Source organism: Pedobacter ginsengisoli (assembly GCF_030244015.1).
In the GTDB taxonomy this organism is placed as follows: domain Bacteria; phylum Bacteroidota; class Bacteroidia; order Sphingobacteriales; family Sphingobacteriaceae; genus Pedobacter; species Pedobacter ginsengisoli.
In genome coordinates this window covers 1,383,575-1,399,021 of the sequence record NZ_JASSYX010000001.1, presented here as the reverse complement: position 1 = coordinate 1,399,021, position 15,447 = coordinate 1,383,575, and the positions used below count along the sequence as shown (strand labels likewise).

Here is a 15,447-nt window from a genome sequence, read left to right as displayed (position 1 = left end):
ATTAGTTTATTTGACCAGGACAAATGAATCCTGACTATCCCCAACCCATTTATATTTATGGACCGTACTTTGCTCCTTTCCGGCATTATCTTTTGCATTATGCGAAATATAAAACAATCCATCACCTAAAGGACACAGACCCGTCGCACCCCATTTAAAATGCCAACCTCTGATGCCTGTTTTGCCATCATCTGAACCTGCCTGCAGCAGAGAAAGTATTTTGACCTTTATCTTTTTGCTGTCTGATTCAATTTCGCCTGTTACAGGTTTCTTATGCACATCGATAACGAACAGGTCGTAATTTGGAAACTCGATTTTGGCGCCCCGGTACACAGCAGCAAATAGATTCCCGGTATGAGGATCATAGCCCAGATTCTGAATGCCGTAGCGGGTGTTTCCTGTCTTAACAAAGTATTTTTCTGCAGGTCTTTCAGGACCTGACTGATGCAACTGGCCCTGCGATAGCTTTTTCTCATATTTGTCCCAGTCTGCGACATCGTATTTCAGTAGCACCTGGTGGTCATTATCACTCCTGGCGGTATCACCGTAGACACCATATGCTACATAGAGGTATTTCCTACTGGTTTTACTATTGCCAAAGGCAGGGGCAAATGAGACTCCGTCTATCCCTGAACATGCAAACCGATGGGCTTTAGGTATCCCGCTAACCCTTACACTGTCTTCATAATCTTTTACTGCTTCCCTGATGTAAACTGTACGGAGCAGTTCCTCTTTCTCTGCGTTCATATCAGGACGTACGATTTTTGAACCATCAAATATGGCAATATAAAATCCATTTTCATTGCTATTCTCTACACCCAGTGATTTCCTGATCCCTTTGCCAATGGCATCATTCTTATATTCCAGAGAACCATAGATTCTTCCATCATCAGTATTGAAATCCAGATCACCAAGATGTCCGACAAAACCGCTTACACTTCCGATTAGTTTACCGGAAAGGTCAGTTTTAACGAGCCGGTCTGTAAAGGAAAAGTACACATAACCGTTTACCCTATCCATTGCAATGCCCTGAATATGCATTTTACCTTGTTTTCCTGAAAAAATGGAGTCGGGAAGGCTGTCCGGTGTATTTGCTTTTTGAGACCGGGCGTTCCATACGGACATGATCAGCAAAAGCGGGAGTAAAAATAGTTTTTTCATAAATGAGAGAATAGTTTGAGCAAATCCTGTTTATAGTTTCTCCCAACCGGCAGTTCTTTTTCTCCAATGCGCAGATGATTGGGATGATAGGCTTCTATCCTGGACAATGGTACAATAAAAGAACGGTGGATCCGCAAAAAGTCCCCGGAAGGAAGCAATTTTTCTATCACACTGATTTTTTGCTTGGTCACCAGTACTTTGTCTACAAGAGTTATCCTGATGTAGTCCTTTACGCTTTCAATCCAGAGAATATCAGCTGTCTTTAATTTGACCGTGCGCCGCTCCACCCTGATATACAGGTGTTTTTCTATGGTAGGTACAGTTAACGAGGTTCTAAAAGCATCAGGCAAGGGAGCTGCCTGTCCGCGGCGAATAGTGATCGCCTTTTCTACAGCACGCAGGAAACGTCCGCGGGAGATCGGCTTCATCAGGTAATCCACCGCATCAAGCTCGAATCCCTGTGCTGCATACATTTCATACGCTGTGGTAAAGATCACCAGTGGCGGGTCCTTCAGGCCTTTCAACAGTTCTGTGCCTTGCATTCCAGGCATTTTGATATCAAGAAACATCAGATCAACCTGGTCTTCCTCCAATTGCCGGATAGCCTCGAAAGCATTGCGGCAAGTCCCTGCGATTGTCAACCCGGTTACCTGCTTAGCATAATTTTCGATTACGGCTATCGCGTGCGGTTCATCATCAACTATCAGGATCCGGATACTCATGATTTATTTTTATGTGCCTGCATGTCCAGGTCCAGTTCGGCGATAAACACTTCTTTTTCGTTCCAGACTTCAAAATGGTATTTTCCAGGATACAGCAGCTCGAGTCTTTTACGGATATTGGCCAGTCCGATCTTGTCCGGTCTCTCATCCGCCGGTTGAATCTCGGGTTTTCCGTTTGATACTTTAAATTTTAACTGATGGCCAGACACAGCCAGATCAATATTGATCCAGGCGCCTTCCACTGTTTCACTCGCGCCATGTTTAAAAGCATTTTCTACCAGTGGAAGCAACAATAAGGGGGCTACTTTAAGCTCACCGAGCGCACCTGTAATATTTATATTGAGGTCCAGCCGCTCTTCATACCTGATCTTTTCCAGCGAGATGTAGTCTTGCAATATCTCAATATCACGGACAAGCGGCACCAAGTCTGCTTTACATTCATAGAGCATATAACGCAGGATATGTGACAGCTCCATAATGACACCTGGTGCCTGTTTGGATTCATTAAGAGATAGGCTGTAGAGGTTATTGAGCGTATTGAAAAGAAAGTGCGGATGGATCTGACTTTTCAAAAAATTCAGTTCGGCTTGCAGTGCTGCCTGCCTCCGTTCGTACCACAGTTTTACAAATTGCAATGCGACACCCAGCCAGACAATCACATTGCTGCGCTCTGCGGCATTGACCAAATCAACCGGGCGCCGCAACTGCTCCCATATACTGCCCTCTAATTTGCTCCAGCTAAATCCGGGGTCGTTTTTCTTGTAATAATGATAGATAAACGGATCGGAAATCAATATTTCATTCAGCCGGTACACTACAGTCGCTCCTAGTACGCAAAGAATCATTGCAAAGCCTGTGATCACGTATTGCCGTCTGAAAAAAAAATTTGGCAATACCCAGTAGGATATCGCATAGAAATAGGCCATGTGTACCGGAAGCAACATCGCAATGACACGCCAGCCCAAATCAAAACTGCCAAAGGCTGTGCCATAAATGAGTGTCAGCACACCGGCGGCAAGCAGCCAGAACACAGCATGTCCGATCAACGTATCTTTCATTTAAAACGTATCCTTAATTTAATTTCCGGTATCATGATGCAAATATAAACAGTCGCAGTTTAGCTCTGGCATGTTGTTCAATGTTTTCTGGCGACAGAAACTGCCGTATGTCGATGCCTTTTCACTTTTTTCATGGGTTTGTGTTGCTTTGGGTTTATGCACGTAAATTCCTTTTCTCCTTCAGTACAACTGAAGCCTTTCATTGACAATTACATGTTTGTAGATATTGCCTGGCAAGAATTCCATCAGATCTCCCCATTATGGAGACTGATCCCTTTTGGACAGGTCTCTGCGCTTTTCATTTATGGTGACAAGCACCAATACAGCACTATAGGTGCCAAGGCGGGTATGCAAACTACGCTTGACACTTTCTTAGTTGGGCAACTGACCAGACCGCTATGGCTAAAGTTTTCAGGCCATACCAGACTGGCAAAAGTTCAATTTAAAACGGGCGGTATACAACAGTTTATGGCTGCTCCTCTTGCAGACTTTACAGATCAGGCAAGTATAGGCCTGGAAAACATCTGGTCGGCTGATCCGCAGCTCGTCAATGAAAAGCTATACGAAGCTGAAAACGACTCGGCCAGGTGTAAGATACTAAACAGTTTCTTTGAAAAACGTCTGTTGCCTGTTGACAATCAAGCCAGCTATGTGGAATATACCTTAAAACAGCTCCTGCATACAGGAGGCAATTTGAAGGTCTCAGACCTGGAGCGCCCCCTGGGCATTAGTGCAAGGCAAGTGGAACGGGTTTTTCGCTCACGCGTGGGTATTTCGCCAAAGGATATCGGTAAATTCATGCGCCTGAATACTGCACTGCATGCACTGGAAAACAATCCGGGCCAGCAACTCTCTTTATTGGGTTATGAACTCGGATACTTTGATCCGGCCCATTTTTCAAAAGACTTCAAACAGTTTACAGGAATAAGTCCCTCGGCCATCAGATCAGGCTCTCCCGGTGAATACCTGGTCGCGGCGGGAAAATGTTTTAAAATGTCGGAATGTCGGATTTTTACAAAGACATCCGCCGCCTGAACGGGATCTTTGCCGCAGAGTATTCATCAAAAATAAAATCATGAAATTTAAGAACATCGCTATGGCTATGGTGTTTATAGCCAATTTTGCTGCCTGCAGTAAAGATAACAATGACAAGGCACACTTTAGTATTGACAGAAATACCTCTCTGCTGGAATGGAAGGGTTCAGCCACAGACCATTTTCATACCGGCGCATTCCGTGTATACGGAGAGGCCATTGCAGCGAATGGCATCGTCACCGGCGGGACCTTCACCATTCCGATCGCCAGCATCAGCAATTATGACCTGCCCGATTCACTGAAAGTTCAGCTACTGGACCATTTGCAAAATCCGGATTTCTTTAACGCGGTCATTTATCCAGACGCGGTATTCAATTTAAAAAACGTAACCGCACTCAGTGAAACGGATACCGCAAGAGCAGCGGGCAACAATTACCGCATAACAGGTGATTTTTCAATGATTGGACAGACACATCCGCTCAGCTTTCCCGCCAGGATCACATTGAGCCCCGACAGTCTGCAAACCACGGCCGCTTTTAAGCTCAATCGCCTGACCTGGGGTATGACCAGCTTCAATGACCCCTCGAAACCGCTATACATCTTACCAGATGTTGAAATAAAACTTAATATAAAGGCAGCAACAAAATGATAAAGAAAGAGATAAATAAAATAACCATATTGCTTTTCGCAGCATCTTGTCTATTAACGGCCTGCAAAAAGGACAAGGATAAAAAACCTTCGCAACAGGAAGTGATCGAACCTGTGAATGATCCGATGTTATTTGGGCAAACTCAGGTGACTGACTCCTATTACGTAGTTACCAAATGGCAGGCAGGCACAAGGGACACATCAATCGTATCCTATAGGCATAGTGGTCTGATCGTAACGGGCTTTTATGAGCGTGCCGTAGTTTCTCCTGGCGGGATCGCGCGCGGGATAGACTTTTATGGTAATGAAGTAAAAGATGGCAAAGGTTCCCGCCTGTGCCAGTTCCTGCAAGTGAGCAAGCCTTTTGCCGAATCAACCGGGCGTGACCTCGATCCACGCTATGTGGAATGGTCGCAAGGCAGCACGACGTATAACGGGGATACCTACATTATAGCGCTGGGAACCGTCCCCGGGCAGCGTGCGCGGTCCTATTATTACAAAGTTTCCGGCGCCGACGGCAAACCTACATACCACCCGCTGGCCCAGACGCCAAATGGAAATGGCTATGCCTGGTATTGCGGCACCAGCAAAGGGCTGTTCGTTTCAAAATCCTTAAGTCCTGATACGAAAACGACTTTTCTGGAAGTATTCAGAGAAGACAAATGGATTCAGGACTATAAGCTGCAGATTCCTGGTTATATCTATATAGATGTTGAAAACGTCTTTGCAAAAGACGAAGACAACCTTATTGCTATCGTGGCCTGTAAAAAGGAAGGGACACCGGTCACTGGTTTATTCTATTTCGTGATCAATACAGTGAGCCATACGGTAACCAGGTACCAGGCGGAATTACCAGAAGTCAACTTTCATATCAATCAGGGAGCCTATGCAAAAAACACTGTGTATTTACCTTATTATGAAAACTCCAGCAATAAATGCGCATATGTCACCCTTAAAATAAACTCCAATACGGGCAAGCTCGAAACCGAAAAATTTGACCTGCCTGTAAAAAGCGGCGTAACTTACGGATCAGCCACAATGCTGAATACCAAAGGAAATAATGTATATATTTCCGGGGAACAAGGCGGATTGGCCTGTTACTGGAAAAACCAGAAAATGGAAAAGCTGGAAAACAAGGAAGCACGACGTTCGTTTATAACCAAGATTGCTGTTTTCGATTAAGTACCTGATTTTTCTGTCTTGAATTATATTTGCTGCGCTATTCTGCGTACTTTCTGCGGTCCATCTGTGCTCCTGCCGCGATAAAAGGCACTTTTAGCGCAGAAGCTTCGCAGCAGGTATAGAATCAGTATGCGGCAGACCGCACCAATGTATGGCACTTGCAGCCCCCGGTATTTTCAGAAAGCGGCAAGATTAAATTGCCGGTGCGGCAAAGCGTCCGGAGTTTTTTTCTCAACTTTGCCTGCTATGGAATACACCTTTAGAAAAGCAACTTCAGCAGATTTGCCACAGATCTGGGCCATTCTGCAAAAGGCCATTCAGCGGAGAAAAGAAGACGGAAGTGAGCAGTGGCAGGATGGATATCCAAATCCTGCGGTGATTGAAAAGGACATTACCTGTGATGCTGGTTTTGTAATAACAGATGGAAATACTATTGCAGGATATCTGGCAATCATGATCAATGACGAACCCGCCTATGAAACAATAGAGGGAAAATGGCTGACAACAGGCGATTATGTTGTGTTCCACAGGGTTGCGGTTTCAGAAGATTACCTGGGAAAAGGGCTATCCGGCAAAATGCTAAAGCATATAGAGGAATTTGCCCGGGAAAACCAGGTGCAAAGCATCAAAGCCGACACCAATTTTGACAATGCAGCCATGCTGAATATCCTGAAAAAAGCGGGCTACACTTATTGCGGCGAGGTATTTTTCAGGGACAGTGCCCGGATGGCATTTGAAAAATCATTGAGGTAAATTTATTGCACTGCTATTCAAACATTTAAGTATATTGGGTTAACCAAATCTTAAACTGTTATGAAACTGGCACCCTATGGCGGCTGAACAATTCATGGGCATTGAAATCGGCGGCACAAAACTGCAGCTGGTCATAGGCGGCACTGATGGTATCATTGAAGCGCGAAGACGCTATACAATTGATCCTTCAGCGGGCGCCGCTGGCATCCGGGCAGATATATCACAGTGCTTTCAGGAATGGCAAGACCAGCTGAGGGACATTGCTGCCATTGGGGTCGGGTTTGGCGGGCCGGTAGACTGGGCAAGCGGAACAATCAGGGTCTCCAACCAGGTACAAGGCTGGGAAAGCTTCAATTTAAAAAACTGGCTGGAGGAACTGACAGACAAGCCTGTGTTCATAGACAACGATGCCAATACAGCCGCATTAGGCGAGGGTGTCTATGGCTGGGGCATGAAATACGCCAAGCTCTTCTACATGACCCTGGGAAGCGGAATAGGTGGCGGAATGTTTGCAGACGGAAAGATCTACCATGGCATGGCGCCTGGCGAGCTCGAGATCGGGCACCTGAGGCTCGATAAAAATGGCAGTACGCTGGAATCCCGGTGTTCGGGATGGGCGGTAAACGAAAAAGTAATCCGGTATATAAACACCAATCCCGGCAGTCTTTTGTCAGTGCTGTCAAAAGCAGGGAATGTCCCCGGAGCAAGCTTACTCGGGCCTGCACTGGCACAGCAGGATCCGGCAGCACAACAAATCGTAAGGGAAATCGCAGACGATCTGGCCTATGCACTCTCCCATCTCGTCCATCTTTTACATCCTGAGGTGATAGTGATCGGCGGAGGATTGTCCTTGCTGGGAGAAGGCTTGCGTGCACCACTGGTGTCTGCGCTGCCGGGTTACCTGATGCATTCTTTTTTACCTGCTCCTCCGGTTGAGATTGCAAAACTTGGGGAGGATGTAGTTCCTGCGGGCGCAGTTGAACTTGCAAGACTTGCTTTAAAACAACACACTTATACATCATGAGAACCTTTTTAACAGATTATGTGACGGAGCAGAGATCAGCACTTGAATCCATACCGCTTGATGAAGTGGAAAAGCTGGTCGGCCATTTTAAAAACGCCTTACAGGAAGACCGCCAGATCTTTGTATTTGGCAATGGCGGCAGTGCGGCCAATGCTTCTCATATGATCACTGATCTCGGTAAGGGGGCATCTGACAAGACCTACCGGCGGTTTCGCTGTCTTTCCTTGAATGACAATACCAATTGGGTCACTGCCATTGGCAATGACTATTGTTATGATGATATTTTTATCCGTCAGCTGCAAAATTATGCACGGCCGGGAGACCTGGTGATGGTGATGAGTGTCAGCGGCAATTCATCAAACCTCGTCAGAGCCATTGAGTGGTGCAGGGAGAACAACATATTCACAGTGGCACTTTTAGGCAAAAATAAGGGAAAGCTTGCCGAAATCGCCGATCAGGCAATTATTGTAGACTCGGGACATTACGGCCGGGTGGAAGATTGCCATATGCACATTTGCCATATGGTCTGCTATGTGTTTATGGAGATGGAAAATTTGCACCATTTGTAGCGAATATTGCTTCTCATTCGTTTATCCTAAAAAACAAATATGAAAGCAATTAACTTCTTCTCAGCGCTGCTCCTGACGGCGACATTGTTTACCGCCTGCAAAAAAGATAAAATAGAACACAAAAGTGACTTTGATAAAAGTTATAAAGCCTGGCTGAACTTCAAAGCCACATCAGGCAATTCTTACACCTACCAGGTCAGCACATCATCGTGGACGAATTTCCAGACCTTTACCATGATCACTGTGACCAATGGAAAGATAACAAGCCGAAGTTATACCGCCAGATCAACCAGCCAGCCCCCTTCTGCGGCGGTAACCATTCATGAAGAATGGATAGAAGACCAAAGCACGCTGAACAGCCATGAGATGGGCGCAGCTGCTTTAACGCTTGATGAAATATATGACCGCGCCAAAACCGTTTGGCTGAAAAAAAGAAGTGATGCCGACTTCTATTTTGAAACGAAAAACAATGGCATGATCTCTTCATGCGGATTCGTACCGGATGGTTGCCAGGACGACTGTTTTACCGGCATCACCATTGATTTTATAAGGAAACCCGGGGAACCCGGATTTTAACGATTGATAAGCTCCAGTTTTACCGGTCCGAACAATCCTGATTCCCTCAGGGCTTCATTTTTATCCGGTCCTGAAATAGTCCAGGTCTTACGTTTTTCTACCAGCTGTCCGGCATCGTAAACAAGGCGGTTGAACCAGGTACTGGTAACTTCTATTGTCAGGGTATTTTGTCCTGTCCGGAGCAGCTCCCCCAGTTTGATGCGGTACGGCGGTACCCATAACCTGCCCGCCTCTTTACCATTTACGGTAACGCGGGTCGCCATATCTACCCTTCCAAGATCGAGTATATATTCCCTGTCGTCTTGTACTTTATCCAGGTTAAATGTCGTGGTATAAGTTGCGGTTCCTGAGAATGCTTTGCCCTCAGCGGACCTATCCAGTTCTTTCCAGGCTTTGAGTTCTGTCAGCTGCAGGCTTTCCGGCGTCCCCCATCCGGCAGGGAATTTTAAGGTCCAGGGTCCGGCAACAGGAATAGCAGAGACCACTTTAGGAACAGCGGATTTCACTAGTGCTTCCGGGCTTTTATCTCTCCTGAAAACCACGAAACAGGAGCCTGCTTTGAGCAAACTGAGCTTAACAATACTGCGTCCACCCTCCTGCCGGTATTCTGTGGGACTGGATGTTCCTGTAACCGGATCCCAAAGTTCAGCTTGCCCGCTCGCACGAAAACTGAGCTCACCGTCAAAACCGCTTCCTTTAGGTGCAGTGATAAAATACCAGTCTGCCCCTTCGCTTTTTCTGTGTACCCATAGGGCATTACCGCCAAGCACATCAGGTTTAAGTTTGAGGGCCACCAATGCCTGGTCAAGTGTTTTTCCTGAAACTACAAGCCCTTTGCCCAGCTTTTTCACTCCTGCTGTTGTTCCGCCCCAAAGTGCTTTCACCGCAACATCAAAACGGCGTTTTGATGCCTCTCCGCCAGACAATGTAGCAAGGCCAAGGGGGGCATTGCCCACAATGGTCGCACCGGACTTTACCAGTTCATGGATCTTTTCCAGTGTATGGGGCAACATACGGGGTACATCCGGCAGCCAAAGGACACGATAAGAAATCCCTTCAGGAGTTACCAGCAGACCATTTTCTACTTTAAGCCGGTTTAGCAATACATCCGGGTTACAGTAGTCGTATTTAAAACCCGCCGGAAAGGCGGCTTTCTGATCAGGTTTATGATTAATCTCATCGCCCAGGTACCACAGCACGTCTGATACTGGCTTTCCCCTTTCCAGCATATAAGTGCAGCGCGCGAGGTAATCTGTAAAATCGGGCATGTACCGCCACCAGGTCTGACCTCTCAGAAATGGCGTACCTATACCTGAGCCAAAGGAGGTCCCTGGCGGAAGAAAAGGTGTTTGAGGATTGTGTGTATAGGTATGGAATACATAATGGCTGACCCCCTGGATGCTGTTGACATTTGCTACTTCCTTCAGCATTTCGAAATGTTCGTCCCAGGTCAGCGCAAAAGAGGTAAAAGCTTCCGCCGCGACGCGTGGCTTTCCATAAAGTCTTGCTGCTGATGCAGTTGGTTTAATTGGCTTAAAGTTGAGAGAGCCCACAAAGTTATCGGACAGCGGTTGCCAGAACTCGCACATGGGCACGTCAGCATACTTGAAGTATTCCATGATATCGGCCGGAATGACGTCACCTGCGGCGGTTTCATAAGTAACGGACAGCCCGTTTTTACGTGCAAGGCTTGCCATACGTCCGTAAAAATTGTTGGTAACCAAGTCGTTCAGGGTCTTTCTCCAGTCGGTCAGGAACCGCGCAGTAGTTTCGTGGTCCTGTACCACATAACCAAGCAGGGCCGGCATCCATTTGTGTAGAGAGTAGTTGGCCAGGTGCTGAAATTCTGCTTCCATATTTGTGGTCCAGCTTTGCGTATGGCACTCCCAGCTGTCGATCAGCACACCATTCAGCAAGCCGCCCGCCAATGGCCCGTTTGGCCCGGAAAGTCGTCCAAGATAGCCGGCAAATTGTGCATCAGCCCCTGAGGCTGCGAGTTTATTGGCCTCCCAGCCAGTCCCTTCTGCCGGTGCGGGGCCGTTCTTCTTACCGGAATTTACATGTCCGAGACGTAGTATGGTCCAGTTGCCTTTCGGCGCCTGCCAGTTCAACTGACCGTCCTTATTCATTTTATCTGAAAGATCAAGCACCTGTCCAGGTGCAATAAAGGCCGCAGCAGATTGTTTTGGATGCTGTGCCGTACGCTCCAGGCTGCGCAGGGTCCAGGCTGCTTCAGATTCCCAGCTGTTCTTCCTTGCTGCAGAAAACAGCCGCAGAGAAGCGAAAGCCATGTCATGTTTATTATTGATTGATATGCGGTATTTTTTCACGCCGGGCAATTCTGAGCAGGCAAATGTGATCGGCCTGTCGTCCTGCCAGCTCGCCCGAGGCATATCTGCACGTACAATATCACGCAGCTTGCCATCAGGCATAACCGCCTGAACAGCGATCTTGATACCCGGCTCAAAGTTCTGGGCATGATTTGCTCCGTTAATACTAGGAAATTCAACGCTGCGCAGCATCACGTCCTCAGCGAAACTCACTTCTACCCAATAAGGCTTATCTGGTGCTGCCGGAGACAGACGGATGGGCTCGCGGGCCCGCCCGGCCAGATATGGTTGCCAGTCTACATTGACGTTGCTTTGTATCGATTGAGGAACAAGGGGTTGACCTGTATCGCCAAGCGGCGTTGGAAAAGCCAAAACAGTAATGTCATGATAATCACGCCAATCCTCCGAATGGGGTTCCGGAACGGAAAGGACCTGACTGATCAGTTTACCACCCGCAACATCTGTACGGTTCCAGGTCAGGGTACGCATCGCATTTTCGGGTGTGATCCAGGGACCACCCGAAGTTGCCCATCCCGGGCAGGCGTTCATGGAGAACCTGAGGCCTAAACGAAGGCATTCCTGTGCAGTATGCTTCACCGCATCGTCCCAGTTCTCGCTCAGGCTTGCAATCTGAGGCGTGACGCCAGGCCATGGACCGCCAAACTGACCGTGAAACAGTTGGATCCCGGAAATACCAGCCTTTGCGATTGCTTCAAGGTCTCTGGTGATCCCTTCTTTTGAGACATTGCCGCCAATGTAGTGAAACCATGTTTCCGGATGATACACTTTTGGTGGCTTGAGAAAAGATGCCGCGTCATGCTTGCCAAACGGCCGGTTAATTTCCTGTTGGGAGGGTACGAAAGGAACCTTCGCTACCTGGGCAGTCGAAGAAACTATATAGCTGAACGATAGAAAGATTCCCAGAAAAAAAGAGACAGATGAGTTATTGTATTTCACGCAGGAGCTTGGTATTACAGGTTATACATTTGGTTTACATCAACCCAAGTTACCTAAAAGTTATTGTGAAACCGTCCTGTACTGTCAGGAGTTACCTTTAGCAGCTGGTCTTCCTGCTAGTCTATTTTATCAAACCGCAAATGCATGATCCTCCCGTCATTAACTTCAAACCCCGAGATTCCTATGACACAACCGGGACTGTTGGGAGTGTCCCATTTCTTAAACAAAGCATCTACCTTTTTCGCAATGGAATCCGATAGCACTATTGGTGTTTGTCCCGATACCTGATCCGGCTTAAGAAATGAAAAAGCAAACACAAAAGGGATTATGATTCTTAAGAGCACATTTGCAGTCATACAATAATTTAATTTGAGATAAACAAATTAAGAAATTTTACTGCAATAAAGAATATACCCTGATTCTAAACCGTCTCGTTCGTAACGTTGATCGTATCTTCCAATGCTTTGATGATCGCTTCTTTATAGGCGATAAAATTGGTTTGTCTGGGTTCCTCGTCTATGCTTTCCTTAACCGCTTTTCTGCCATCTTTCACTGCCTGCAATTCATTTTGATAAAGAGAAAGGAACAATTCAGGTGCTTTGTTCTTCAATATTCTGACTGTGTGCGAATAGTTTTCATGAACGTCCTGCAGTACTGCCATATTTTTCTCATCAAACGTATGTATAACGTCCAGCTTTTTCAGCAGTTTTTCCAGCTTTGCTCTTTCTTTTGCGTAACCCATAATGGGATAAAGATACTTTTTTTAGTTATTTACACCAATAAATCTTCGTCAATACGCCTCACCCCCGGTTTCAGCACCCATCCGCTGGCGGGCAGATCTTTTCCTGCGTCTGCATCTGTCAGTTTAGCGTATTCAAATATTGGGTTCGGCATCTTATTGGCTATTTCAATTTCGGATTTGTCAGGAAGCAGCAATTTGCAAAACTTTCTGTCAGAGAAAAACCCATCCTTATTGACGACGATCATACCGTCCTGAACATTTACTCCTTCCCATCTGATATTTTCTCCATAGAAGTAATACAGTTCGGTAATCAGAAAAAGCCTGCCGTCAATTTTCTGCGGCGCGGTATCGTTAAAGGAGCCCGTCCCGTCGATCTCCATATTTTTGGAATCGACTTCAATTTTGAAAAGAAACGACCAAAAAGGATCGTCAAACAGGTCGATATCGTCTAAAGCATTCTTGACGGCTTTGCTCAGCCCGTTTAAAATTATGCTGTCAACGCCGGGAAAAATATCAATAATTTTTGAGCGTGTGAAAAGGTTTTCAATTCTCGAACGGATAAGCAACAACTTGCTCCTATACTCTTCAACATAGGGCTTTTGACCCTTCCAATCTTCATATGGTGGAATTTGCGAGTCCGCTTTAAGTACTTTTAGTTTTTTCATCAGTCTTGCAGTGCAGTGTCTGGCCAAATTAGCTGCGTATACGTTTGGCAATTTAGAAGTAAAGCCTGCAAATGCCATCAGGTAGTCACCAGGTAGCTTCTGAACTTTCTCAACACCATCTATTATAACAGTAGGCGCTATTGCCATAATTTTGGTCTGTTTGCTTTTTCCCGTAAGATTGAGCAGCCGGTCTACAAAGACCACAAACATCGCCTTTAACAACAAGTGGTCATTCGACAAAACTGCCTGAATGCCGTTTTCTTCAAAGGAGTCTATTTTTGTTTCCAATCCGGCAAATTGACCTTGATTTTCATTAACAACCCGTCTCAGTTCCCCGGCAAGTGTCAATGCTCCTTGCGGCAAAAGTTCATTGACCTTTTCAAGATCGATCATCTGTTCAAGGATTTTAGCTATGCGCTCCACCAGTGGAATGACATCGTCCGTTTGTTCGATAAGACTTGACAGCAGGTCATTATAGGAGCCTTTACTATCGAATAACTCTGAAATGTAGGCTATTTTATCATTTTCATTGACCCGGCTTTCATTTATGATCATGGTCAGAATTGTTCCAAAGTGTCCGGCCAAACGATCAAGCGTCGACTTTCTGATGAGGTCATAGCCATCAATATTTCCAAGAATATTTCTAGGCTTCTTCATACTAAATTCCTTGTGAACAGGAACCCTGAAGTCTATGGTTTCAGCACCCACACTAGGATCAACAAAAACAATTAAGCGGTCAAAATTATCCGACTTATCCTTTGCGTCTAAAAAAGCTGCCATTCTAAAGGCCTCTCTAACCGGCTCATTATTAAATGTACCGCCGTCCATATAAGTGAATGGGTATGACAACTGATCCGGTCTCCCTGTCGCTCTTTCACATAACTTTGCATCCTCTAATTCTGCCGGCCATTCATTAAATTCAAATTTGAAACGTTCAAGAACAACGGGCTCGAATGCGAACGGAAAAGCTCCACAGGCAATGGAGGTAGCGACTATGCGCGACCACGCCGGCGCAGTACGAAGATCACCAAAAAACCCACTCTTTTTATCTCCATTGTGGTAACGGATCCATTTGCCCGGATAGACCTCCGGATTCTTTTTAACATCTCTGCTTTTTTGAGAATTAAAAAACAAATGAAACACACGAAACTCTTTATGGCATATTGAAGTAAAGGCATCTGCTGAAGCGGCAAAATTATCATTATTGAAATCTTTTCCGCCCCTGCTGTCTGTCTTTAACCCCGTAAGATTGGATAATGAACTTCCAAATACTATCTCATCTGACAACAGTCTCTTATCCTCAAAATTTGAATTGTAAGCTTCTTTAAGATCGAAATACTTTTTTGCAATTTCTTCAAGAGCACCCCTTCTAAGTATTCCGCCTTCATAGGCCAGGTTCTCCTGGTCATTGAGCGTGGTGCCGAGCAATTTTTCTATATTGATCTCATTGATCCAGATGTCTTCCTGTAGGTTTTGAACAACCTGAGCTACGATCAGGTCCTTCTTTTTCCCGGGGCTCAAGGTATCAAAATTGATTGCAGGATCGCTCCTTAATATGTTCTCGGCCTTTATTCTTTCTTCAGGCGTTTGATGAGCCAGGCCTCTTAACATAATGGCAAGAGACATCGAACCGGCGCTGGCACCGGCAAATACATCAATAATCACCTTGTCATATTCATGGAAAATCTCTTCTCCAGTATCATTGCTATAATAACCTGCATGTAATACTGCCTGTTTAATTGTTTCAGACAAAGCTGCTCCGGAAAACGTTCCGAGTGAAACGCCACCTCCCATTGCAAAACCAAGTTTTAGTGTTTTACTCATAATAGGGGTTTTTAAGCTTCGATAGCTGATTTGTCTGTCGGATACCCTCAACTCAGTTGGAGGAAACCGGAATCTGGAGTGCGAAGCGATTTTAGGTACATATAATCTAGTTAGAAGGTATATAAATATAATTAAAATTTACATTACTACACTATAAGTTAAAATATAGCAGCATTAGTTTTCTAAGCGAGATCACTTTTA

14 protein-coding genes are annotated in these 15,447 nt (G+C 45.8%); 7 read left to right on the top strand and 7 right to left on the bottom strand.

All coding sequences use genetic code 11. The features are described from left to right. Positions 1-6 precede the first annotated feature (6 nt). Genes QEP08_RS06035 through QEP08_RS06025 form a run of 3 tightly spaced genes read right to left on the bottom strand, consistent with a single transcriptional unit; the run spans position 7 to position 2,941 of the window. Positions 7-1,161: a hypothetical protein gene (locus QEP08_RS06035; protein ID WP_285056582.1), complete on the bottom strand. Its 1,155-nt coding sequence runs from the start codon at positions 1,159-1,161 to the stop codon at positions 7-9. Then, on the bottom strand, positions 1,158-1,883 hold the full coding sequence (locus QEP08_RS06030; RefSeq protein ID WP_285056581.1) for a LytR/AlgR family response regulator transcription factor: 726 nt from the start codon (positions 1,881-1,883) through the stop codon (positions 1,158-1,160). The genes QEP08_RS06035 and QEP08_RS06030 overlap by 4 nt, the downstream gene beginning before the upstream one ends. After that, a complete protein-coding gene (locus QEP08_RS06025; protein WP_285056580.1) occupies positions 1,880-2,941 on the bottom strand; it encodes a sensor histidine kinase in 1,062 nt (353 codons plus the stop codon). Before QEP08_RS06025 ends, QEP08_RS06030 begins: the two co-directional genes overlap by 4 nt. Before the next feature lie 156 nt (positions 2,942-3,097). On the opposite strand from QEP08_RS06025, the gene QEP08_RS06020 reads away from it, so the two are divergent. From QEP08_RS06020 to QEP08_RS05990, 7 genes are all read left to right on the top strand, one after another. Then, entirely contained in the window at positions 3,098-3,976 is an 879-nt protein-coding gene (locus QEP08_RS06020; RefSeq protein WP_285056579.1) for an AraC family transcriptional regulator, read from the top strand. A 40-nt stretch (positions 3,977-4,016) separates the two neighbouring features. Beyond that, complete coding sequence (locus tag QEP08_RS06015; protein ID WP_285056578.1) at positions 4,017-4,625, top strand: YceI family protein; 609 nt, start codon at positions 4,017-4,019, stop codon at positions 4,623-4,625. Next, positions 4,622-5,806: a hypothetical protein gene (locus tag QEP08_RS06010; RefSeq protein ID WP_285056577.1), complete on the top strand. Its 1,185-nt coding sequence runs from the start codon at positions 4,622-4,624 to the stop codon at positions 5,804-5,806. Before QEP08_RS06015 ends, QEP08_RS06010 begins: the two co-directional genes overlap by 4 nt. A gap of 246 nt (positions 5,807-6,052) precedes the next feature. Next, the gene (locus QEP08_RS06005; RefSeq protein ID WP_285056576.1) at positions 6,053-6,559 is read left to right on the top strand and encodes a GNAT family N-acetyltransferase; all 507 of its coding nucleotides are present in this window, start codon (positions 6,053-6,055) and stop codon (positions 6,557-6,559) included. A 76-nt stretch (positions 6,560-6,635) separates the two neighbouring features. Further along, positions 6,636-7,583 carry an ROK family protein gene (locus tag QEP08_RS06000; protein WP_285056575.1) on the top strand — a complete coding sequence of 316 codons (948 nt, stop codon included), beginning with the start codon at positions 6,636-6,638 and terminating at the stop codon, positions 7,581-7,583. Next, a complete protein-coding gene (locus QEP08_RS05995; protein ID WP_285056574.1) occupies positions 7,580-8,152 on the top strand; it encodes a D-sedoheptulose-7-phosphate isomerase in 573 nt (190 codons plus the stop codon). Before QEP08_RS06000 ends, QEP08_RS05995 begins: the two co-directional genes overlap by 4 nt. Before the next feature lie 39 nt (positions 8,153-8,191). Further along, entirely contained in the window at positions 8,192-8,728 is a 537-nt protein-coding gene (locus tag QEP08_RS05990) for a hypothetical protein (protein ID WP_285056573.1), read from the top strand. Here the strand turns inward: QEP08_RS05990 and QEP08_RS05985 are convergent. The 4 genes from QEP08_RS05985 to QEP08_RS05970 all read right to left on the bottom strand — a co-directional run bounded on the left by QEP08_RS05985 (position 8,725) and on the right by QEP08_RS05970 (position 15,246). Beyond that, positions 8,725-12,015, bottom strand: a complete 3,291-nt coding sequence (locus QEP08_RS05985; protein WP_285056572.1) for a glycosyl hydrolase — start codon at positions 12,013-12,015, stop codon at positions 8,725-8,727. The two genes, QEP08_RS05990 and QEP08_RS05985, sit on opposite strands and share 4 nt — an antisense overlap. Positions 12,016-12,131: 116 nt before the next feature. Continuing rightward, positions 12,132-12,371, bottom strand: a complete 240-nt coding sequence (locus QEP08_RS05980) for a hypothetical protein (protein WP_285056571.1) — start codon at positions 12,369-12,371, stop codon at positions 12,132-12,134. Between the two features lie 65 nt (positions 12,372-12,436). Further along, positions 12,437-12,757, bottom strand: coding sequence for a hypothetical protein (locus QEP08_RS05975; RefSeq protein WP_285056570.1), 321 nt, complete (start codon positions 12,755-12,757; stop codon positions 12,437-12,439). A 29-nt stretch (positions 12,758-12,786) separates the two neighbouring features. Then, positions 12,787-15,246 (bottom strand): patatin-like phospholipase family protein, encoded by a 2,460-nt coding sequence (locus QEP08_RS05970; protein ID WP_285056569.1) that lies wholly within the window; start codon positions 15,244-15,246, stop codon positions 12,787-12,789. Positions 15,247-15,447 lie beyond the last annotated feature (201 nt).

Coding starts and splice junctions, on each gene's coding strand:
- QEP08_RS06035 (WP_285056582.1), bottom strand. CDS start 1,161: ATGAAAAAACTATTTTTACTCCCGCTTTTGCTGATCATGTCCGTATGG.
- QEP08_RS06030 (WP_285056581.1), bottom strand. CDS start 1,883: ATGAGTATCCGGATCCTGATAGTTGATGATGAACCGCACGCGATAGCC.
- QEP08_RS06005 (WP_285056576.1), top strand. CDS start 6,053: ATGGAATACACCTTTAGAAAAGCAACTTCAGCAGATTTGCCACAGATC.
- QEP08_RS05995 (WP_285056574.1), top strand. CDS start 7,580: ATGAGAACCTTTTTAACAGATTATGTGACGGAGCAGAGATCAGCACTT.
- QEP08_RS06020 (WP_285056579.1), top strand. CDS start 3,098: ATGCACGTAAATTCCTTTTCTCCTTCAGTACAACTGAAGCCTTTCATT.
- QEP08_RS05990 (WP_285056573.1), top strand. CDS start 8,192: ATGAAAGCAATTAACTTCTTCTCAGCGCTGCTCCTGACGGCGACATTG.
- QEP08_RS06010 (WP_285056577.1), top strand. CDS start 4,622: ATGATAAAGAAAGAGATAAATAAAATAACCATATTGCTTTTCGCAGCA.
- QEP08_RS06015 (WP_285056578.1), top strand. CDS start 4,017: ATGAAATTTAAGAACATCGCTATGGCTATGGTGTTTATAGCCAATTTT.
- QEP08_RS05970 (WP_285056569.1), bottom strand. CDS start 15,246: ATGAGTAAAACACTAAAACTTGGTTTTGCAATGGGAGGTGGCGTTTCA.
- QEP08_RS06000 (WP_285056575.1), top strand. CDS start 6,636: ATGGCGGCTGAACAATTCATGGGCATTGAAATCGGCGGCACAAAACTG.
- QEP08_RS05975 (WP_285056570.1), bottom strand. CDS start 12,757: ATGGGTTACGCAAAAGAAAGAGCAAAGCTGGAAAAACTGCTGAAAAAG.
- QEP08_RS06025 (WP_285056580.1), bottom strand. CDS start 2,941: ATGAAAGATACGTTGATCGGACATGCTGTGTTCTGGCTGCTTGCCGCC.
- QEP08_RS05980 (WP_285056571.1), bottom strand. CDS start 12,371: ATGACTGCAAATGTGCTCTTAAGAATCATAATCCCTTTTGTGTTTGCT.